The sequence below is a fragment of the Mycobacterium sp. NGS45 genome, assembly GCF_059812645.1.
Map to the genome: position 1 here is coordinate 66738 of NZ_JCALDB010000013.1, position 20021 is coordinate 86758.

Annotated in this window: 19 protein-coding genes and 1 tRNA gene; 11 read left to right on the forward strand and 9 right to left on the reverse strand. The window is 67.6% G+C overall.

Going from position 1 to position 20021, the window contains the following annotated elements; translation table 11 throughout:
• Positions 1 to 148: 148 nt before the first annotated feature.
• Together AC5Y3P_RS13815 and AC5Y3P_RS13820 are read right to left on the reverse strand one after the other, a co-directional pair.
• A complete protein-coding gene (locus AC5Y3P_RS13815; RefSeq protein WP_500046471.1) occupies positions 149 to 403 on the reverse strand; it encodes a hypothetical protein in 255 nt (84 codons plus the stop codon).
• 37 nt (positions 404 to 440) lie between these two features.
• Positions 441 to 1715, reverse strand: a complete 1275-nt coding sequence (locus tag AC5Y3P_RS13820; protein ID WP_500046472.1) for a phosphotransferase family protein — start codon at positions 1713 to 1715, stop codon at positions 441 to 443.
• A gap of 134 nt (positions 1716 to 1849) precedes the next feature.
• Between AC5Y3P_RS13820 and AC5Y3P_RS13825 the strand changes: the two genes are divergently transcribed.
• Positions 1850 to 2629 (forward strand): hypothetical protein, encoded by a 780-nt coding sequence (locus AC5Y3P_RS13825; protein WP_500046473.1) that lies wholly within the window; start codon positions 1850 to 1852, stop codon positions 2627 to 2629.
• 98 nt (positions 2630 to 2727) lie between these two features.
• On the opposite strand, the gene AC5Y3P_RS13830 is transcribed toward AC5Y3P_RS13825, so the two are convergent.
• The 3 genes from AC5Y3P_RS13830 to AC5Y3P_RS13840 form a co-directional block, all read right to left on the reverse strand.
• Complete coding sequence (locus AC5Y3P_RS13830) at positions 2728 to 3738, reverse strand: adenylate/guanylate cyclase domain-containing protein (protein WP_500046474.1); 1011 nt, start codon at positions 3736 to 3738, stop codon at positions 2728 to 2730.
• A complete protein-coding gene (locus AC5Y3P_RS13835; protein ID WP_500046475.1) occupies positions 3735 to 4070 on the reverse strand; it encodes an alpha/beta fold hydrolase in 336 nt (111 codons plus the stop codon). Before AC5Y3P_RS13835 ends, AC5Y3P_RS13830 begins: the two co-directional genes overlap by 4 nt.
• Positions 4071 to 4162: 92 nt before the next feature.
• Positions 4163 to 4236 (reverse strand) — tRNA-Gly (locus AC5Y3P_RS13840).
• A gap of 255 nt (positions 4237 to 4491) precedes the next feature.
• Between AC5Y3P_RS13840 and AC5Y3P_RS13845 the strand changes: the two genes are divergently transcribed.
• The 8 genes from AC5Y3P_RS13845 to AC5Y3P_RS13880 all read left to right on the forward strand — a co-directional run bounded on the left by AC5Y3P_RS13845 (position 4492) and on the right by AC5Y3P_RS13880 (position 14041).
• Complete coding sequence (locus AC5Y3P_RS13845; RefSeq protein WP_500046476.1) at positions 4492 to 7878, forward strand: FHA domain-containing protein; 3387 nt, start codon at positions 4492 to 4494, stop codon at positions 7876 to 7878.
• Positions 7879 to 7968: 90 nt separating this feature from the next.
• Positions 7969 to 8667 carry an LppX_LprAFG lipoprotein gene (locus tag AC5Y3P_RS13850; RefSeq protein ID WP_500046477.1) on the forward strand — a complete coding sequence of 233 codons (699 nt, stop codon included), beginning with the start codon at positions 7969 to 7971 and terminating at the stop codon, positions 8665 to 8667.
• A gap of 27 nt (positions 8668 to 8694) precedes the next feature.
• Entirely contained in the window at positions 8695 to 9063 is a 369-nt protein-coding gene (locus tag AC5Y3P_RS13855; RefSeq protein WP_500046478.1) for a DUF4189 domain-containing protein, read from the forward strand.
• A gap of 80 nt (positions 9064 to 9143) precedes the next feature.
• Positions 9144 to 9716, forward strand: coding sequence for a dCTP deaminase (dcd, locus tag AC5Y3P_RS13860; RefSeq protein ID WP_500046479.1), 573 nt, complete (start codon positions 9144 to 9146; stop codon positions 9714 to 9716).
• A 215-nt stretch (positions 9717 to 9931) separates the two neighbouring features.
• Positions 9932 to 11545: a DUF7159 family protein gene (locus AC5Y3P_RS13865; protein ID WP_500046480.1), complete on the forward strand. Its 1614-nt coding sequence runs from the start codon at positions 9932 to 9934 to the stop codon at positions 11543 to 11545.
• A gap of 83 nt (positions 11546 to 11628) precedes the next feature.
• Positions 11629 to 12954 carry a UDP-glucose dehydrogenase family protein gene (locus AC5Y3P_RS13870; RefSeq protein ID WP_500046481.1) on the forward strand — a complete coding sequence of 442 codons (1326 nt, stop codon included), beginning with the start codon at positions 11629 to 11631 and terminating at the stop codon, positions 12952 to 12954.
• A 4-nt stretch (positions 12955 to 12958) separates the two neighbouring features.
• On the forward strand, positions 12959 to 13669 hold the full coding sequence (locus AC5Y3P_RS13875; RefSeq protein ID WP_500046482.1) for a maleylpyruvate isomerase family mycothiol-dependent enzyme: 711 nt from the start codon (positions 12959 to 12961) through the stop codon (positions 13667 to 13669).
• A gap of 18 nt (positions 13670 to 13687) precedes the next feature.
• Entirely contained in the window at positions 13688 to 14041 is a 354-nt protein-coding gene (locus tag AC5Y3P_RS13880) for a nuclear transport factor 2-like protein (RefSeq protein WP_500046483.1), read from the forward strand.
• Here the strand turns inward: AC5Y3P_RS13880 and AC5Y3P_RS13885 are convergent.
• Entirely contained in the window at positions 14038 to 14709 is a 672-nt protein-coding gene (locus tag AC5Y3P_RS13885; RefSeq protein ID WP_500046484.1) for a DUF4190 domain-containing protein, read from the reverse strand. The two genes, AC5Y3P_RS13880 and AC5Y3P_RS13885, sit on opposite strands and share 4 nt — an antisense overlap.
• A gap of 277 nt (positions 14710 to 14986) precedes the next feature.
• On the opposite strand from AC5Y3P_RS13885, the gene rfbA reads away from it, so the two are divergent.
• The gene (gene rfbA / locus AC5Y3P_RS13890; protein ID WP_500046485.1) at positions 14987 to 15850 is read left to right on the forward strand and encodes a glucose-1-phosphate thymidylyltransferase RfbA; all 864 of its coding nucleotides are present in this window, start codon (positions 14987 to 14989) and stop codon (positions 15848 to 15850) included.
• 89 nt (positions 15851 to 15939) lie between these two features.
• On the opposite strand, the gene AC5Y3P_RS13895 is transcribed toward rfbA, so the two are convergent.
• A complete protein-coding gene (locus AC5Y3P_RS13895; RefSeq protein ID WP_500046486.1) occupies positions 15940 to 16797 on the reverse strand; it encodes an endonuclease domain-containing protein in 858 nt (285 codons plus the stop codon).
• A gap of 98 nt (positions 16798 to 16895) precedes the next feature.
• On the reverse strand, positions 16896 to 18143 hold the full coding sequence (locus AC5Y3P_RS13900; protein WP_500046487.1) for a YibE/F family protein: 1248 nt from the start codon (positions 18141 to 18143) through the stop codon (positions 16896 to 16898).
• On the opposite strand from AC5Y3P_RS13900, the gene AC5Y3P_RS13905 reads away from it, so the two are divergent.
• Positions 18129 to 18728 carry a hypothetical protein gene (locus AC5Y3P_RS13905; RefSeq protein ID WP_500046488.1) on the forward strand — a complete coding sequence of 200 codons (600 nt, stop codon included), beginning with the start codon at positions 18129 to 18131 and terminating at the stop codon, positions 18726 to 18728. The two genes, AC5Y3P_RS13900 and AC5Y3P_RS13905, sit on opposite strands and share 15 nt — an antisense overlap.
• A 4-nt stretch (positions 18729 to 18732) precedes the next feature.
• Here the strand turns inward: AC5Y3P_RS13905 and AC5Y3P_RS13910 are convergent, their stop codons facing one another.
• Entirely contained in the window at positions 18733 to 19998 is a 1266-nt protein-coding gene (locus AC5Y3P_RS13910) for a pyridoxal phosphate-dependent aminotransferase (RefSeq protein WP_500046489.1), read from the reverse strand.
• Between the last annotated feature and the right edge of the window lie 23 nt (positions 19999 to 20021).

Consider the following 20021-nt stretch of genomic DNA (forward strand, 5'->3'; position numbering starts at 1 on the left):
AATGCGCGCCGGAACCATGCCCGAGAGGACGAAGTTCGTCGTCACGGGCAAGGCCCGGCTGCTGGGCCCGGCCGAGCAGGGCGCGCAGGTACCGTGCGGGCGCTGGACGAGCGACCCCGGATCACCGCACGGCGGTAGCCGGGACGGGTCAGTCGTCCCAGTAGGTGTCGGTCCAGTCATCGGACTGATGGCTGGCGTCGTCGTCCCAGTAGGTGTCGTCCCAGTCATCGTCCATCGCGATGAAGCTGGCCTCGGGGAGCTCGGCTTGCACTGCGGTGTACGCGGATTCGCTGCTCATCGGCGCGGCATCCGGTGCGGACGCGGCGGCACCCGCGCCGACGACCCCGAGACCGGTCAGGGCCACACCCAGGGTGACGACTTTCCAAGTGGACGGACGTTCCATGATGCTCTCCTTGTTGTTGAAGCTTTGTGGTCACTTATCACTTTCGGTGCTCGAGGTGAGCGGTCCAGGAGTCGTAGATGAGCGAATTCTCATCTCGGACAGCCAGTGCCGGGCCAGGTCCAGGCGTTGCGCGGTGCGTTGCTGCCAGTCGTCCCGCTGGGCGCGGAACGGGCCGGTGGCCAAGCCCAGCACTACTGCCCGCGCGCACCCGCAACCCGCGCGGGTCGGCGTGCTGCTCGGCGTGCGAGAGGATCTCGGCACAGTAGGCGTGCGCGCGGGGGCTGCGCAGACCGAGAACCGACAGGTGTCCGAGCAGGTTGGCCCAGTCGTCGGCGCGCTCTCCGGGGCCGGCGGAGTCCACGTCGATGACCCCGCTGATCCGGCCGTCCTCGATCAGCACCTGTGCTTCGTAGAAGTCCCCATGAACCGGAACCACCGGTTCGGCCGGTGGTGTTGGCGCCGAGCGGATTTCGTCGACGACCGCGGCGGCCGTGGAAGCCAACGCAGGGTCGCCGGCCCATCGGGTGATCAGCTCCAATACTCGTGCCGAGTCGTCGATCCGCTGCAGATTCCCGCGGCCGGGCGGTAACTCGGTCAGTTCGGCCGGCAGCGCGTCCAACACCTGTTGCAGCTGGGCCGGCGACGGGGTGGCTGTGTGGTCGGGAGCGTCGGGCGCTACCAACTGTCGCAACACCGTGCCGCGCGCCACCGGCAACACGAGCACACCTGCGTCGTGCGCAGCCACGATCGGTGGCACCGGCAGCCGCTCGCCCAGCAGGGCGTGGCGCTGCGTGAGCCCGGTGATTAGTTTGGGAGCAACGACTTTGACGAACCAGTGCGGCTCGGATGTGTCGGCTTCGGATGCGATCTCCAACACTGCCCGGTGGCCGGGACGGTAGGAGCGCACCCGCACCTGCGGTGCAGTGGGGGCGTCCAGGCCGGCGGCGGTCAGCACCTCGCTGAGCCGGCCGGGATGGCTGGCGATCGCCAAACCGGGCAGCGCCGGATCCTGCGGCCAGCGCCACACCCCGACGTCGACGACCTGACCGTCCACTTCGCCGCTGAGTACTGCCGCGCCCATCGCGATGCGATCGCCAGAGGCGGCGACCAGCACCTCGCTGCGCTGGCTGCCGTCGGCGCGGCGGACCTGCCCGACGTAGCGGACCCGGACCCCGCCGGTCGGCGCCACGTGCGCATCCGCCACCTGCAGGCCGGTCAGCTCCGCGCCGTACGCGGCCAACGCGGCGGTCAGGATTTCGGCAGCCTGCGGCCCCAGCAGCAGATCAAGCGCAGGAACCGAGGCAGCCGACATGGTCGCCAGCCTGCCGTGACCGCGAGTGCCGGAGCTGAAACGGCGATGAGAGTTCTCTCATCCGGCCAGGTCGGGGGCCGAGATATCCGCGCTTTGCCGGCATCATCCGCGCCAAAAGTGGGCATACTTGCCGCGTGAGTTTGCTGCCCAACGCGGATTTGTCCGACGACGACGTCGCCACCGCGCTCACCCGCGTGGTCGCCGTCATCGATCCATTGTTGGACCTGCTCGCCAAGGCCGACCCGATCGGGCTGCGCGCCCGAACGCACCGCCTCGGCGATGACGACGGCGCCCTGGACTGGACGCTGGATGCCGCGGCCAAGGCGATCAACACCGCCGACCTGCCCGGCACCGCCTCGTGGGAGTCGATGGACCTGGACGCCCGGGTGCGCTGGTGGACCCGGCGCATCGGCGCGCTGAACACCCTCCCGGTGGCTGCGCCCGGAGTGTTCGGGGCGCTGCTCAACCGGTTGCCGTTGCGGGATCTGCTGGGTTTCGCCAATCAGGCCGTCGTGCTGTGTGCGATCGCCCGGGAGTACGGCGTCGACGACGACGCGGCCCGGGTGCGGATGCTGTCTGAGGTGCTGTGCCGGCGACCGTTCGAGCAGACCCCGAGCCCGGAGCCCGTGCCAGCTCCGCAGCAACCCGCGTCCCGGTGGCGGCCGGTGGCGGTGGCCAAGACGCTGTGGCAGGTGGCCGGAATCCTGCGGGCGACCGGAACCGAGGTGGCCAAACGGCCACAGCCGCGGCGCATCTTCCGGATCCTGGGGATGCTGCCGCTGATCGGCGCCGTCGCGACGTACTTCGGTGAAGTCGGGGCGTTGTCCCGGGCGGCCAAGGCCGGGCGAAGCTGGCTCGATGCTCATCGCGAGCCCGATACGGGGGCTGATCACGAGATTGGCTCAGCGGGCTGATTCCGCGGGTGCGTGGTGGCGGTACGTGGAGCCGATGACGAAAAGATAGCGGCGGCTGCGCCGAAGTGCCACGGGGACAACGTGATCCAGCTGCATGGTTAGACCTTTGGTGGACAGACCCGATAGACATCGATCTCTTCGAGTAGGCCCTTGAGCTGTTGTGGACCAAGGCTTTCGTACGTCAGGCCCGATCCGGCGGAGAGGTCGCGGACCGTGCGGCTGGCCAACACCTCGCCTGCGCCGGCCAATGCACCGATGCGCGCGCCGGTGTGCACGGCCATCCCGCTCCATTCATCGCCACGCCGCTCGCATTCGCCGACATGGATGCCGGCCCGGATCGTGACGCCGCGTGCCGCGAGGGCCGGGACCATATCCAAAGCGCAGCGAGCCGCTTTGGTCGGCCCGTCGAAGAGCGCGAACACGCCATCGCCCGTGTGCTTCGCTTGGTGGCCACCGTATTTCTCCACCAGCCAGTCAACGATCTTGTCGTGGGCGTCGAGCTGGTGACGCCAGTGCGCGTCGCCGCTGGCGCTGAGTCGTTCGGTGGAGCCGACGATATCGGTGAACAGCACGGTCTTCAGGATCCGCTCGTCGGAGCCTTCGCTCGGCTTCTCGCAGACGAACTCGATGATCGCCGGTTGCAGGTCGTCGATGATGTCGAAGGGGCTGTGTGGTCCGGGTCGCAATGGCTGGAATTGAGCCTCCGGGATGGCTGCGGCCAGGGCGGCGGCTGCCTCGAACGGCACCATCCGATCGCCGTGACGTGCCAGGACCAAGGTCGGCGCCTGCACCGAGGCCGCTACGGCGCGGACGTCGATCTCCATGAACGCCCTCCACCACAGCTTGGCCATTGTCGGGCTCGCCATGGCCCGTTGAAGCCTGCCGAACATTTCCTTGACGCCGGGAGTGTCGGCCGTCTCGCCGTAGAAAAGATCGGCCAGCGCACCTTCTCCCCAACAGCGGTCGATCTCGTCGAGCTGCGATTCGATTTCGGCAGGCGTGAACCCCCACGGGAAGTCGGGCGGGTCTCGTGAGTACCGCGCGGCGGTGCCGTACAGGACCAGCGACTGAACCCGCTCGGGGTGGGTGGCGGCGAATAACACGCTCACCGATCCGCCCTCGCTGGTGCCGAAGAATGCCGCGCGGTCTGCTCCGACGGCATCCAGAACGCCCGCACATCGTCGAGCCGCTCGTCTAGTGACGGCAACTGTGTCGACGGGTCCGACAGGCCTGTCCCGCGTCGGTCCCAGACTATGTACCGGGTGGATTGGGAAGCGACGTCGATGGCGTCGGCATATGGGCTTCCGGGTTGGTCGATCGTGTCGACGTTGCTCAGCGTCCACCCGGGCACCCAAATAACGAATGGGCCGGCATCGCCGAACACCCGGTAGGCCAAGCGCACTTCGCCGTTGCGGGCGTAGCGCAGCTGTCGATCGGTCACGTCAATATCGTGGCATCACCGAGGTCAGCTGGTCCTCAGATTTCGCGCAGCCGCTCCTGCACGCCACAACTCGGGTAAAGCCCTGGTCAAACTGGAGCCGATGACGGGAATCGAACCCGCGTATTCAGCTTGGGAAGCTGATGTTCTGCCATTGAACTACATCGGCATGAGACGGTTGTCTCGGACTGAGAGCATACAGGGCAGCCGCAGATCAGGGTCGGCAGCAGTGCCGGGTCTGCGGTAGCACCGCACTTAGGTAGCTGCGACGGCTCGTCGCCGTGTCATCGGAGCTGGGCCTCCGGCCGACGGCGAGGCCCCAACGCGGGAAATCGACCCCAACGGCCCAACAAGTGACCGGAGAGTCCCGAATAGCTGACAGGATGAGACCCGTGGCGTCGTCGAGCGTGGGGGTTTTCATTTCATGAGTGGTCCGGTAACTGCGTCACCGCTGACCGTGCACGTAGGCACGGCCATGTACACCTTCCCGGGCGGCCGGGATGTCACCGTGGGCCGCAACGTGGACTGCGATATCAGTGTTGCCGACGCGCCGCAGTGGGAACTGATCTCCCGCGTCCATGCGGTGTTGCAGTACGACGGCACCCAGTGGTTTGCCATCGACAAGAGCCGCAACGGCATCTTCGTCAACGGCTCCCGCGTGACCAAGGTGCCGCTGCACGACGACGTCAGCGTCGCTCTGGGCGCACCGGATGGCCCGAAACTGACCTTCCAGCTGAGCACCGCGGTGATCCGACAGCTCGCAGCCGGGACCCCGCCGTCGGCCGCGCGGCCGGCGGCGGAACCGTCGCCCGCGCCGTCAGCTGAGTCGTCACCGGAGTCCGCCGAACCGCCGGAACAGCGCACCTCGGTGTTCCGGGTCGCGCCACCGCCCCCGCGGCCGGCGCAGCCCAGCGGGCCGCCCTCGCGACCCAATCCGATTCCGCAGCAACGACATAGCGGACCGCAACGTCCGACGCCACCGCGCCCGATGCCGCCGCAACGGCAGGGGCCGCCGCCGCGGCCGATGACGCCGTCGCGTCCGCCTACCGCGCCCCCGCCCGGGGTGGGCGACACCACCGGGCGGGTCAGCGGCGCGGTCAAGCGGGTGCTGCCGCAACGTGCCCCGAACCAACCGACCGGCGCAATCACCATCGGTCGCGCCGAGGACAGCGGAATCGTCGTCAGCGATGCGCTGGTGTCCCGGGTGCACGCCTTCCTGGTCCCCACACCGTCGGGGACCGAGATCCGGGACAACCGCTCCAGCAACGGCACCTTCGTCAACGGCCACCGCGTCACGGTCGCGCCGCTGCGCCGCGGCGACGCCGTCACGGTGGGCAACACCGACCTGACCTTCAACGGCACCACGTTGGTTCCGCGCGAGGCCGAACCGCACGTCGGCGGTGTGGCCGCGCACCGCGTCGGCCTGGTGATCGACGAGAAGGAGTTGCTCAGCGACGTCTCGTTCACCGCCAAGCCGGGCACCCTGACCGCGGTGATCGGGCCGTCCGGAGCAGGTAAGTCCACGCTGATCAACGTGGTGGGCGGCGGCAACACCCCGAGCGCCGGCTGGGTCAGTTTCGACGGGCACGACGTGCACGCGGCCTACGCCTCGCTGCGGTCCCGGATCGGGGTGGTACCGCAGGAAGACGTGGTGCACCGCCAGCTCACCGTCGAGCGGGCCCTGGGCTACGCCGCCGAACTGCGACTGCCGCCGGATACCAGCAAGACCGACCGGGAACAGATCGTGGCGCGTGTGCTCGACGAACTCGAGCTGACCCAGCACCGCGACAAGCGGATCGACAAGCTCTCCGGCGGTCAGCGCAAACGGGTCTCGGTGGCCATGGAACTGCTCACCGGCCCGTCGCTGCTGATCCTCGACGAACCCACCTCCGGGCTGGACCCGGCGTTGGACCGGCAGGTGATGGGCATGCTGCGTCGGCTGGCCGATGCCGGCCGGGTGGTGCTGGTGGTCACCCACTCGCTGACCTACCTCAACATGTGTGACCAAGTGCTGCTGCTGGCCCCGGGCGGCAAGACCGCGTACTCCGGACCGCCCAGCGCGATCGCGGCCGAGATCGGCACCGAGGACTGGGCCGACATCTTCGCCTGGGTATCGACCAACCCGGACGGCGCGCATCAGGCGTATCTGGCTCGGGCCGGATTCGGTTCTCCGCCACCAGAACCCGCGGTCTCGGATGCCCCGGCGGGCGAGCCGGCGCACACCAGCCTGTGGCGCCAGGTCGCCACCATCGCCCGCCGTCAAGTCCGGCTGATCGTCTCCGACCGGGCCTACTTCATCTTCCTGGCGGTGCTGCCGTTCGTGCTCGGTGCGCTGTCGTTGGTGGTCCCCGGCACAGCCGGGCTGGGGCAGGCCGACGCGCGGGGCAGCGCCCCCAACGAGCCGGTGCAGTTGCTGATCCTGCTCAACATCGCCGCGGTGTTCATGGGGACCGCGCTGACCATCCGCGACCTGGTTGGGGAACGTTCCATCTTCCGCCGCGAACAGGCCGTCGGGCTGTCGGCGTCGGCGTATCTGGCCGCCAAGATCCTGGTGTACAGCGTGGCCGCGGCCGTGCAGACCGCGGTGCTGGTCGCGATCGTGGTGATCGGCAAGGGCCGCCCGGTCGCGGGTCTGCTGGGGTCGGCGATCGGCGAGCTCTACCTCGGGTTGGCGCTGACCGCGATCGCCTCGGCCGTGCTGGGCCTGCTGCTGTCCTCGATCGCCAAGTCGACCGAGCAGATCCTGCCCATGCTGGTGGTGACGATCATGCTCTCGATCGTCTTCGCCGGCGGCATGATCCCGGTAACCGGGCGTCCGGTCCTCGATCAACTGTCCTGGTTCTTGCCGGCCCGCTGGGGCTATGCCGCCTCGGCATCGACCATCGACCTGTTGAAGATGGCGCCGCTCGAGCCCAACGACGATGTGCTGTGGCGACACTCGCTGGGTTGGTGGGCGCTGGACCTCGCGATGCTGCTGCTGTTGACGGTGGTGTTCGCCGCGGTGCTGCGCTGGCGGTTGCGGCTGCCCGGCTCCGATCAGCCGGCCGCGCGGCACGCGCCGGCCGCCGCCGGCGCCAAGGCCGACGCCAGCGGCAAAGACCTTGGCGGACTTCGCCGCTGGGGGTTCGCCACGGTCGCGCTGCTGGTCGTGGTGGGCTTCGTCGGCTCGCTCAGCTTCGCCACCAAGGACAGCACCACGCGCACGACCCAGGCCTTCCCGCAGCTGCCGGGCCAAGGCCCGGCCGAGGAACAGGACCCGGTGGAGCCGTCGGCGCTGTCCGGTCTGCTGCTCAGCACCAGTGTGTTGTCGTCGGTGATGCAGGCCCCCGCGCTGGTCGACGCCCAACCGGTGACCGCCGACCGGCCGCACCCCGGTGTGGTCGACCCGGCCAAGTGCACCGGCGCCGTCGACCCCGGCAACGAGGCGGTCTACACCGCCGACACCGGCTTCACCCACATGGCCAGCTCGACGGTCACCGACCCGACCGAGCCGGCCCGGACCGTCGTCCAGTACGTCACGTTGTTCCCCAGCGCCGACGACGCCGCGGTGTTCCAGGACCACGAAGCCGCTGCGTGGATGGGCTGCGCGAACAGCACGGTCACCGTCGGCACCGAACCGGCCGAGCCGGCCCAGATGGGTGCCGCCGGCAGCGAGGACGGCCGCTCCACGGTGTGGTTGAATTTGCCCGGCCGGGCATGTCAGCGGGCGTTGACTGCCACGTCCAACGTGGTGATCGACGTGCGCACCTGCGCGCCGGCGCCCGGCCCGCAGGCCGAGGACATCGTGGAGCAGATCGCAGACAAAATCTGACCCGCTACGTTTTAACGCTTGAAACCGTAGCGCGCATCGGTTACTGTCATCCCAGTGCCGCGGAAGGGCGGCGAAGCAAAGGAGAAAGCTATGAAATTCGGGCTTCGTGCCGCAATAGCCGTAGCAGCCGCATCGGCTTTCGCGCTCACCGCGTGCACGCCAGATTCGGATACCTCGCAGTCCGGCGACGCCGCAGCAGTGGTGCAGCAGTCCGCCGAAGCGATGGGCAAGGTCACCGGCGCGCATTTGCTGCTGACCGCCGAGGGCAAGGTGCCGAACCTGAAGGTCACCAAGGTCGAAGGCGACATCTCGACCGAACCGCAGACCGTGGCCGAGGGCACTGCCGACATCAGCCTGGGCCAGGAGACCGTGACCGCGAAGTTCGTCTTTGTCGACGGCCACCTGTACTCCGACGTCGCCGAACCCGGCAAGTTCACCGATTACGGCGAAGGAACGTCGATCTACAACGTCTCGGTGCTCCTCGACCCGGAAAAGGGCCTGGCCAACGTGCTGGCCAACCTGCAGGACCCCAAGAGTGAAGGCACCGAGGACGTCAACGGCGTCAAGGCCACCAAGGTCACCGGCACCTCGTCGTCCAACGACATCCTGGTGCTCACCGGTTCCAAGATGGCGCCCGAAGAAGAGACCGAGCTGCCCACCACCGTCTGGATCGCCGACGACGGCAGCCACCACCTGCTCAAGGCCCAGCTCACCCCGGCCCCCGACGCCACCGTCACCCTGACCCTGTCCGAATTCAACAAGCAAGTCACCGCGACCAAGCCGGTCTGATCCAGCGGTCGAAGAAAGGAACATGAAATGACCACGATTTCTCTTCGGCAGCGCGCGGGGATCGCGTTGGCCGGTGCCATTGCCGCGACGGCGGCCTCGATCGTCGGCGCACCGGATGCCGATGCCCGGCTGTACTACGGTGCGATCGCCTACGCGCCGAACGGTGCCTGGGGTTCGTCCTGGAACTACCCGACCCGTGGCGACGCCGAGCAGACCGCGCTGAACTACTGCGGCTACGGCAGCTGCAAGGTGTTGAGCACGTTCACCGGATGCGGTGCGGTCGCCTACGACGGCAGCTACTACCACGGCGGCACCGGGCCCACCCTGGCCGCAGCACAAAACGATGCGATCGCCAACCTCGGCGGCGGTTACATCGACAGCTGGGCCTGCAACTGACGGCTCACCGCTGACCGGAATGCCGGGCGTCGACTCCAGTCGGCGCCCGGCATTCGTCGTCGGGCCGATACGCTCGTCGGGTGCTGCTCTCCGATCGCGATCTGCGGGCCGAAATCGAGGCCGGGCGTCTGGGTATCGACCCGTTCGACGCGTCCCTGGTCCAGCCGTCGAGCATCGACGTCCGGCTGGACAACCTGTTCCGGGTGTTCAACAACACGCGCTACACCCACATCGACCCGGCGCAGCGCCAGGACGACCTCACCACCTTGGTCGAACCCAAGGAAGGTGAGCCGTTCGTGCTGCACCCGGGCGAGTTCGTGCTGGGCGCCACGCTGGAACGCTGCACCCTGCCCGACGATCTGGCTGGCCGGCTCGAAGGCAAGTCCTCACTGGGCCGGCTGGGGTTGTTGACGCATTCCACGGCGGGTTTCATCGACCCCGGCTTCTCCGGGCACATCACGCTGGAACTGTCGAATGTGGCCAACCTGCCGATCACGCTGTGGCCGGGCATGAAGATCGGTCAGCTCTGCCTGCTGCGGTTGACCAGCCCCGCCGAACATCCTTACGGCACCGACAAGGTGGGCTCCAAGTACCAGGGCCAGCGCGGCCCGACGCCGTCGAAGTCCTACCAGAACTTCGTCCGGATGAGCTGAGGCCGCCGTCGTCGGTCCCGATCCCGGGCCGCACGCGTAGGGTGGTTTCAGCGGGCCGGCCAGCCGCGCGGGTGCGTTCACAACTGCATCGTGGTGGTCGCCGAAATGCGGTAACACTGCAGGTGGCGGCAGCGATGAAGTTCTTAGTGAACTCGTGACCGGTGTGGCTTCCCGAACCGAAACTTGACGACGTGGCGAACTGATTTGGAGGGGTTGTGGACATCGTACTTGGTGTGTCCCTGACACCAGAGACGGTCCGCATGGTGCTGGTCGAAGGCGAAAAGGGCGACGGCCCCACCGTCGACCACGACGCCTTCGAAGTAGCGCAGCAGCAGCCGTCAGCAACAGCTTCCGAACAAGTGGTCGCGGCCATCCTGGGCACCCGCGAGAGTGCGGCCGAAAGCGGTCACCGATTGGTGACCACCGGGGTCACCTGGCGAGACCACGACGAAGCGGCCGCGCTGCGCGACGAACTGGCCGCCCGCGACATCGACGACGTGCTGCTGGTCTCGGAGTTGCACGCCGCCGGCGCGCTGGCCCAAGCCGTCGGCCGGGCGGTGGGCTATGACCGCACCGCGTTGATGTTCCTGGAGCGCGACACCGCGACGCTGTCGGTGGTCGACACCGCCGACGGCTCGGTGGTCAAGGTGCAGACCCGCGATCTGCACACCGCGGACGCGGTGGCCGAGCTCGGCGCGATGGTGACCGGTTTGGAGCAACTCGACGCCCCGCCGCAGGGCGTGTTCGTGGTCGGGTCCGGGATCAGCGTCGCGGCGATCAAGCTGGAGCTCGACTCGGCGACGTCACTGCCGGTGCATGCGCCCGAGGAGGCCGAGTTGGCGTTGGCGCGCGGCGCCGCACTGGCCGCGGCCGGCGCCCCGCCGTTTGAGGCGTCCACCGTGGGTCTGGCGTTCGCCAAGGCCGACGACGCCGCGGCGACTGGTTCGGGCGGCTTGGCCTACAGCGAGGTGGACGCCGACGAACCCGACCTGCTGCTCAGTGGACTCGACGCCGACCTGCCGGCTGCCGCCGCCGACGGCGTGCCTGCACAGTCCGGACGCAAACCGTTCCTGCTGGTCGGCAGCGCCATGACGTCGATCTTCGTGATCGGGGTGTCGGCGCTGGTGGTCTCATTGGCGGTGACGATCCGGCCCACCGTGGATCAGCGTCCGGCGCCCGGTGAGAGCGTGGTGGTCCCGACCGAGACCGCCCCGCCGGCCGAGACCGTGTTCCCCGCACCGACGCCGGAGGCCGCCCCGCCGTCGGCCCCGCAAGCGCCGGCCATCGAAACCATCCCGGCGCCCAAGCCGGTGGTGCAGGAAGCTCCGCAGCAGGCACCGCGCACGGTGTTCGTCGACAACGCGCCGGCCGCACCAGCCCCGGCTGCACCAGCACCCGCCGCTCCGGCTCCCGCCGCTCCGGCGCCGGCGGCCCCGGTGGTGGAGCCGCCCGCCGCAGTCCCGGCTCCCGAGCCGGCCGCGCCGGTGGTCGAAGCGCCGGTGATCGCACCGCCGGTCGTCATCCCGGCGCCGGTGATCCGGCTGCCCCGGATTTCCGATGTGTTCAAACCGCCGTGGGAGCCGTCGAGCCGGATCGATGACGACTGGGATCCGCCGAACAGCTGGCCCGATGTGGACTGGCCGGATCGCTCGCAGCAACAGCCCGAACGCCAGCAACCGCAATGGCCGGTGCAGAGCGAGCGTCCGCGGCAAAGCGAGCCGCAGTGGCCGCAGTCCGGTAAGGACTCGGATTCCCCACGGCGCGGATCGGATTCACCGCGACGCGGCAGCGACAACCCGCTGTGGCCGTTCCCGTCGTTCGGGCGCTGAGGCTGCCGAGTCGTCACCTGGCGTTAGCACGCCGCTCAACTGGTTGATGCGGCCCGCTCATCCAGGACCGAAACACTCGTGGCATGCGCTGCACAGTGTTCGGTCTGGGTTACCTGGGTGCGACCCACGCCGTCGGAATGGCTGAACTGGGCCACGACGTCGTCGGTGTCGATATCGATCCGGGCAAGGTGGCCAAGCTGGCCTCCGGTGACATCCCGTTCTACGAACCTGGCCTGCGAAAGCTGTTGGCCGAGAATCTTTCTGCCGGACGGCTGCGGTTCACCACCGAATACGACGAGGCGGCGGAGTTTGCCGACGTGCACTTCCTCGGGGTCGGGACGCCGCAGAAGAAGGGCGAGTTGGCCGCCGACCTGCGTCACGTGCACGCCGTCATCGACGAACTGGTGCCCCGGCTGACCCGGGACGCGGTGATCATCGGCAAGTCCACGGTTCCGGTGGGTACTGCCGCCGAATTGGCTTGCCGGGCAGCGAAATTAGCGCCCGTCGGGGTGAACGTGGACGTCGCGTGGAACCCGGAGTTCCTGCGGGAGGGATTCGCCGTCGAAGACACCCTGCGGCCGGACCGGATCGTGCTGGGGGTGGGCCGGGATTCCACCCAGGCCGAGGCCGCGGTGCGCGAAGTCTATGCCCCGCTACTGGCGCGGGAGGTGCCCTTCCTGCTGACCGATCTGCAGACCGCCGAGTTGGTCAAGGTGTCGGCGAACGCCTTCTTGGCCACCAAGATTTCCTTCATCAATGCCATCTCGGAAGTGTGCGAGGCGGCAGACGCAGACGTGACTGTGCTGGCCGATGCGCTGGGCTATGACCCGCGCATCGGCCGGCGATTTCTCAACGCCGGCTTGGGTTTTGGTGGCGGCTGCCTGCCTAAGGACATTCGCGCCTTCATGGCCCGCGCCGGCGAACTCGGCGCCAGCCACGCGTTGACCTTCCTGCGGGAAGTGGACGGCATCAACATGCGCCGGCGCACCCGGATGGTGGAGTTGGCCACGGCCGCGTGCGGCGGTTCGCTGCTGGGTGCCAACATCGCGGTGCTCGGCGCGGCATTCAAACCGGAATCCGACGATGTGCGAGATTCCCCGGCGCTCAACGTCGCCGGCATGCTGCAGCTCAACGGAGCGACGGTCAACGTGTACGACCCGAAGGCGCTGGAGAATTCCCGCCGGGTCTTTCCCACCCTGAACTACTCCACCTCGGCGCTGGAGGCGTGCGAACGTGCTGACGCGGTGCTGGTGCTCACCGAATGGCGGGAGTTCATCGACCTCAATCCAGACGAGCTGGCCGAGGTGGTGCGGGCCAAGGTGATCGTGGACGGGCGCAACTGTTTGGACGTTTCGCGCTGGCAGTCCGCCGATTGGCGGGTGCATTGTCTGGGTCGGCTCGTACGCTGACCGAGTGGATTTCGCTGCTGAGTTCGTCGCCCAGAATCGTGCTTTCGGGGAAGTGGTCGCCGGCGCCGACCCGGATGTCGCGGTGCCGAGTTGCCCGGGCTGGAACCTGGGTCAGCTGTTCCGGCACGTCGGCCGAGGCAACCGCTGGGCGGCCCAGATCATCGCCGACCGGGTGACCGACGGGCTGGACCCGCGGGCGGTGCGGGACGGCAAACCGGCCGAGGGCGCCGAAGCCGCATGGTTGCACGACGGTGCCCAACTGCTGCTCGACGCGGTAGCCGCTGACCCCGAAGCGCAGGTGTGGACCTTTGTGGGTCCGCAACCAGCCGGCTGGTGGCTGCGTCGGCGGTTACACGAGGTGCTGGTGCACCGGCTGGATGCCGAACTCGCGGTCGGCGCCGATGTGCAGGTGCGTCCCGACCTGGCCGCCGACGCGATCAGCGAATGGCTGAGCCTGACCACCGCCTTGGGACCCGGTGTGGACGCGGCGGTGCACCTGCACGCCACCGATGACGGACTGGGTGTCGACGGGGAGTGGATGATCCAGGGCAAGTCCTGGTCGCATGAGCACGGCAAGGGCGACCTAGCGCTGCGCGGACCGGTGACCGATCTGCTGCTGATCACCACGCACCGGCGCGCGGCGGCCGACACTGCCGTGCAGGTGTTCGGTGACCAGGAGCTGCTCGACACCTGGCTGGTCGGTACCAAAATCTGACCGGATAGGTTGCTTGGTATGAGTACTTCCGAGGTGGCCACCGTGTTGGCCTGGCACGACGCCTTGAACGCCAAGGACGTCGACACGCTGCTGAAGCTGTCGACCGACGCCATCGAGATCTCCTACGCGCACGGCGCGGCGCAGGGGTTGGATGCGTTGCAGGAGTTCGCGCAGGAAATCAACGAGACGATCACGGTCGGCCGGCTCTTCGTGCACCACGGCGTCGTGGTGGCCGAACAGACGCTGGACGACGGCCGTACCCAGGCGTCAGCCTTCCGGGTGGTGCACGATCAGGTCGCGTCGGTGTTCCGGCACGACGACCTGGCTTCTGCACTGGCCGCGACCGACCTGACTGAAGCCGACCTCGTCTAGATCGTGAGCGCGCCGTTGAGGATCGCGATCCAGACGACGATGCCGGCGATCCAGCCGGCCAGGCCCAGGTAGCCCAAGACCAGCCCGGCGATGCCGAAGCCGCGGCCGTCCTCGCCGGTGCGTTTGATCTGGGACAGCGCGATGTGGCCGAAGACGATGCCGAGCGGCGCCACAGTCAGACCGGTGATCAGTGCGACGATTGCCATCGAATTGGTGCCACGCACCCCGGCGGGTGCCTGCAGGCCGACGGCGCGGTCGGCGGTTACCGGTCTGCCGTCAGGGGTATAGCCGACCACGGGATAGATCGGTTGGCCGTCGGTGGTGTAGCCGATCGGCGCGGGTGGCAGGTTGCCCGCAGATGCGCCCCCGGCGACACGACGGTTGGTCTTGCTGCGCAGCACCAGGCCGGTGATCGCGCCGATCAGAATGATCAGAGCGATCGGGCCGGTCCAAAGGACAGTCACGACTGCGAACACAAGCGTGGCGACGTACGGCCACAGCGGGCGTGCCGCCGCGTCGGTGCCCGCCTTGGCGTTCATTCGCTCAGCAACCACCAGGCCGACGACGCAGATGAGGGTGACCAGGGTGGTGAGGCCGAAGAAGACCCAAAACGGTGTGTAGTCACGGAAAACTCGGGTGAAAAGGTAAACCCGGGTCAAGAAGAACAACACCGTGGCACCGATCATCACGGCCAGGAAAGGCCATGTTGGAATCGCTTTGATGGGCGGTGCGGACGGGTGCGGACCGGGTGGCAGTGTCGGCGCGGCTCCGTAACTAGGCGGTGGTGTCGTCATCTACTGGTCCCTCCCGATAGCTGACTGCGCAGACTATCAGCGGGCGGTGGGTTCGACGTGCGGCGACCACGCCGGCCAATGACAGCCTGGAACTGGTCCGAAAGGGGGCGACTGCGCCGGCTTTCGCTGGTTGCCCTCTAGGCTGCCAGTCATGCGCGGGATCATCCTGGCCGGCGGATCGGGCACCCGGCTGTACCCGATCACGATGGGCGTCAGCAAGCAGTTGCTGCCGGTCTACGACAAGCCGCTGATCTACTACCCGCTCTCCACGTTGATGATGGCGGGCATCCGGGACATCCTGGTGATCACCACCGCTGCCGATGCCCCGGCGTTTCATCGACTGCTCGGCGACGGATCGCAGTTCGGCATCTCGCTCAGTTACGCCGTCCAGGATCAGCCCGACGGATTGGCGCAGGCGTTCCTCATCGGCGCTGAGCACATCGGTGCCGGGCCGGTGGCATTGGCGTTGGGCGACAACATCTTCTACGGGCCCGACCTGGGCACCAGCCTGAGTCGATTCCGCGAGGTCCGCGGCGGGGCGATCTTCGCCTACTGGGTGGCCGAACCCGAGGCCTACGGCGTGGTGGAATTCGATGACACCGGCACCGCGGTCTCGCTGGAGGAGAAACCGAAGACCCCCAAGTCCAACTATGCGGTGCCGGGTCTGTACTTCTACGACAACGACGTGGTCGAGATCGCCCGCTCGCTGAAGCCGTCCGCGCGCGGCGAACTCGAAATCACCGATGTCAACCTGACGTATCTGAATCGCGGCACCTTGACCGTCGAGGTGCTGGCCCGCGGCACGGCCTGGCTGGACACCGGGACCTTCGATTCGCTGGCTGATGCCAGTGACTTCATCCGCACCATCGAGCGCCGCCAAGGTCTGAAGATCGGTGTGCCCGAGGAAGTGGCCTGGCGGATGGGCTTCATCGACGATGCACAGTTGGCGGCCCGCGCCGAGGGCCTGCTGAAATCCCGGTACGGGGACTACCTGCTGCAGCTGTTGAACCACTGAGACCGTGCACCAGTGTCACCGCTCAGCGCCGGCATTTGCAATGTGCACATGCCGACGCTGAGCGGTGACACTGGTGCACGGATTGGCGGCTATCGAAGGCGCCGCGGCGCCCGGTGATGGCCATCGCGTATCGCCGCGAGGATTCCGCGCTCGGTTTCCGGCCATTCATAGACCACGTTCTCGTAGGTCAGGCGCATCCGCAGCAATCCCAGTCGCGCCGCCACCTGATCGCGTCTACGGTCCTCGCGATAGTGCTCGATTCCGGTGTGGTGTGCGAGGCTGTCGACCTCGATCAGCAGCCGTTCTCCCACAATGAGGTCCACATGGCCCAAGCCAGGAATGGACTCCTGCACCGACACTTTGATGTTCTTGCTGCGCAGTCGAAGCCGGGCCATGGTCTCGGTTCCGGACGCGGCGCGGTCATCGCAGCGGTGCAGGCACTCGACGATTTGGGCCGGCGCGCCGTCGAAGGCGGAGGTGACCTCGGTCGGGGTCAGGATCTGCGTGACCGGTTCGCCGGCTGCAGCCCGCCGCGCGGTGTTCAGCAACGAATCGCAGACCACGGTGATGCCCTCGGCATCCAGACAACGCAAGGCGTGCCGTAATGCGGTCAACGGGTCGTCGAGGACCGAGCGCACTGGCTGAGGTCTGCCGAACTGCGTGCAGTAGCGGCCCGGGTGAGCGCGATGTGCCGGCGCATTGCCGCGCAGATGCAGCCTCGCAGGCTGCGGCGGAATCCAGACGCGGCGGTGACGTAGCGCCGAGATGCAGCTGATGGCACCACCTTTGGTGACTGCCTCGACCGCCTCCGGGACGGCCGTGCTGGACGCATACCAGCCGTTTCTGATCTGGGTGAAAGCGCCGGTCCGCAGGCCCCGCAGCAGTTCGGCCCGGGTCACCCCGGCTCGCCGCCATTCCGCGCAGGTGCCGACCCCGAGAGCGACCATGGGCCGAGTATCGATCAGGTCCGGGTCAGCGGCTTTCCGTCATCCACAGGTTGCGGTTTTGCGGGTTGCGCAGTGCGGCGGGGTTTGGGCCAACGCGGTCAAGCACGGTGCTGGTCGGCTGTGCGTGCCGGGGTCGCCAATACCGCCGCGATCCCGGTGGTCAACGGCACCGACAGCGCCAAGGCGATGCCGCCGACCGCCGAGCGGGCGATTTCGATGGCCACGCTCTCACTGGTCAACACGTCCCCCAGCGAACGGTTGGCCACGCTGAACAACAGCAGCAGCGGCAGCGAGCTGCCGGCGTAGGCCAGCACCAGGGTGTACACCGTGCTGGCGATGTGGTCCCGGCCCACCCGCATGGCACCGGTGAAAATGCTCCGCCGCGAGGTGTTTTCACCGACGTTGGCCAACTCGAACACGGTTGAGGCCTGTGTCACGGTGACGTCGTTGAGCACACCGAGCGAACCGATGATGAAGCCCGCCAACAGCAGGCCGGTGATCGACACGTGCCCCAGATACGCCGCGACTTCGTTGTTCTGTTCCTCGGACAGGCCGGTCAACTGCGCCAATTCGATTGCTGCCCAGGACAACCCGGCGGCCAGCAGCAAGGACATCAACGTCCCCAGCAGTGCCGCGCTGGTGCGCAGGCTCACCCCGTGCGCCAGGTAGATCACTGCGTACAGGATCGCCGCGGAGGCAACCAACGCAACCGGGACCGCGGGTGCCCCGTCCCGTAGCGCAGGGAGCAGAAACAACACCAACACCACGAAGGCGACCAGGATGCCGATCAGTGCGCGCAGCCCGCGCCAACGCGCCACCACCACGATCACCAGCGCGAAGGCGGCGGCCAGCAGCGCCAACGGCCAGCCGCGTTCGTAGTCGTAGAACGCGTAACTGGTGGTGCCCTGCGGATCGACCTGGCGGGTGATCCGGATGTCGTCACCGACCACGAAGGTGGGCTGACCGGGTCCCGGGCTGAACTCGATCAGAGTCCGCGCGCCACTGTTGGGGCCGGACTCGATGGCGACCACGGTCTGCACGCATTGCCCGGCACCGGCCACGCCCGGGGCTGGTGTACTGGTCAGCACCTGTCCGGCCGACGGACTGCCGCAGTCGCCCAGTCCGGTCGCCGTCACGCGCCCTGCCTCGGTGCTCACCGCGCCCCCGGTGGCATCCTGATACGGCAGTGGAATGTCGACCTTCTGCTGAGTGGGCCACAGCAGCGCGGCACCACCGAGCACGGCGACACCGATGGCCACCAACAGGCCGACCACGATCCGGGCGGCCAGCGGTCCCAGCGGCGCCGGACCGCTCAGCGAATGGGAGTGCGAATGCGAATGGGCCACCCCGACAGGGTAGAGGCGCAGCCGGCTCCGGGTCGGCGACGGTTGCTCTGGGTCGGGTTGGGGTGCTGGCTGGTCGGCTTCGGCTGGCATTGGTTCCGGCCGTCGCTGTGGTTGCTCGACGTGCTGCTGGTGCCGCTGCTGGCAGCGTTGTACGTCGCCGGCCTGATCATGGTTGCGGCCGCGTTGATCCGGTCCCGTCGCTGGTGGCTGGTCGCGACGCTGCTACCCGCTTTGCTGGGAATCACCGTGCTGGTCAACTCGTTGTGGATGATCGCGCCGCGCACCTGGTTCGCGCTGCACCAGCCGTTGTTGAACAGCGCCCTGACCGCCGACCCCGGCTCGGGATATTACGGCAGTCAATTGCCCTGGCAGTTGCGCTTTCTCAGCGCCGATGGTCGATCGTCTGATCGGGACGGTAGCCGCTTCTTCCCGCAGTGGATCGGTGTGCCCGACGACGCCGGCGGCTACCTGTACCAGCCGCAGGGGTCCCCGGCCGGCGCTGACCTCTACGGCTGGATCTGCTCTGACCCGGTGGATCTCGGTGACGGCTGGTGGATGTGCGGTTTGCGGGACACCGGCTGGTGATCGGCTACTGCCGGTAGCTGACCAGGAAGTTGCCCAGCCGCTCGATGGCCTGTGACAGGTCACGCGCCCACGGCAGGGTCACGATGCGTAGGTGATCCGGTGCGGGCCAGTTGAATCCAGTGCCCTGGGTGACCAGGATCTTCTCCTGCAACAGCAGGTCGAGGACCAACTGCTCATCGTTGACGATGTCGTAGACTTCGGGATCCAGACGCGGGAACGCATACAGCGCGCCGCGCGGCTTGACGCAGGAAACCCCCGGGATCTCGTTGAGCTTCTCCCACGCCACGTCGCGCTGCTCGAGCAGTCGACCGCCGGGCAGCACCAGGTCTTCGATGCTCTGAATGCCGCCGAGCGCCACCTGAATCGCGTGCTGGGCAGGAACATTCGGGCACAGCCGCATGTTGGCCAGCAGGCTGATGCCTTCGATGAAGCTGGACGCGTTCTCCTTGGGTCCGGTGATGACCAGCCAGCCGGACCGATAGCCGGCCACTCGGTAGGCCTTCGACAACCCGTTGAAGGTGATGGTCAAGACGTCCGGCGCCAGGGTGGCGATGCTGATGTGTTCGGCGTCGTCGTAGAGGATCTTGTCGTAGATCTCGTCGGCCAACAGCAGCAATTGATGCTTGCGGGCCAGTTCGACGATCTGCTGCAACACTTCTCGGCTGTACACCGCGCCGGTCGGGTTGTTCGGGTTGATCACCACCAGCGCTTTGGTGCGTTCGGTGATCTTGGACTCCAGGTCGGCGATGTCAGGCTGCCAGCCCTGGGTTTCATCGCACAGATAGTGCACCGGGGTGCCACCGGCCAGTGCGGTCGAAGCCGTCCACAACGGATAGTCCGGCGCCGGGATCAGCACCTGGTCACCGTTGTCCAACAGCGCCTGCAGCGTCATGGTGATCAGCTCGGAGACACCGTTGCCGAGGAACACGTCTTCGATGTCGAAGCGGGGGAAGTCCTCGACGAGTTCGTAACGGGTGAACACCGCGCGGCGGGCGCTGATGATGCCCTTGGAGTCGGAGTAACCCTGCGCGTACGGCAGGGCGGCGATCATGTCACGCATGATGACGTCGGGCGCCTCGAAACCGAATGGTGCCGGGTTGCCGATGTTGAGCTTGAGGATCCGGTGGCCTTCTGCCTCGAGCCGCGACGCATGGTCGTGGATCGGTCCGCGGATCTCGTAAAGGACGTCCTGCAGCTTGGTCGACTGCGTGAAGATGCGCTGCCGAGATTGGTGACCCGTGGTCTGCCAGGGCAGCTGCTGCGTACTCATGTTTGCGATTCTCCCACGGTCGT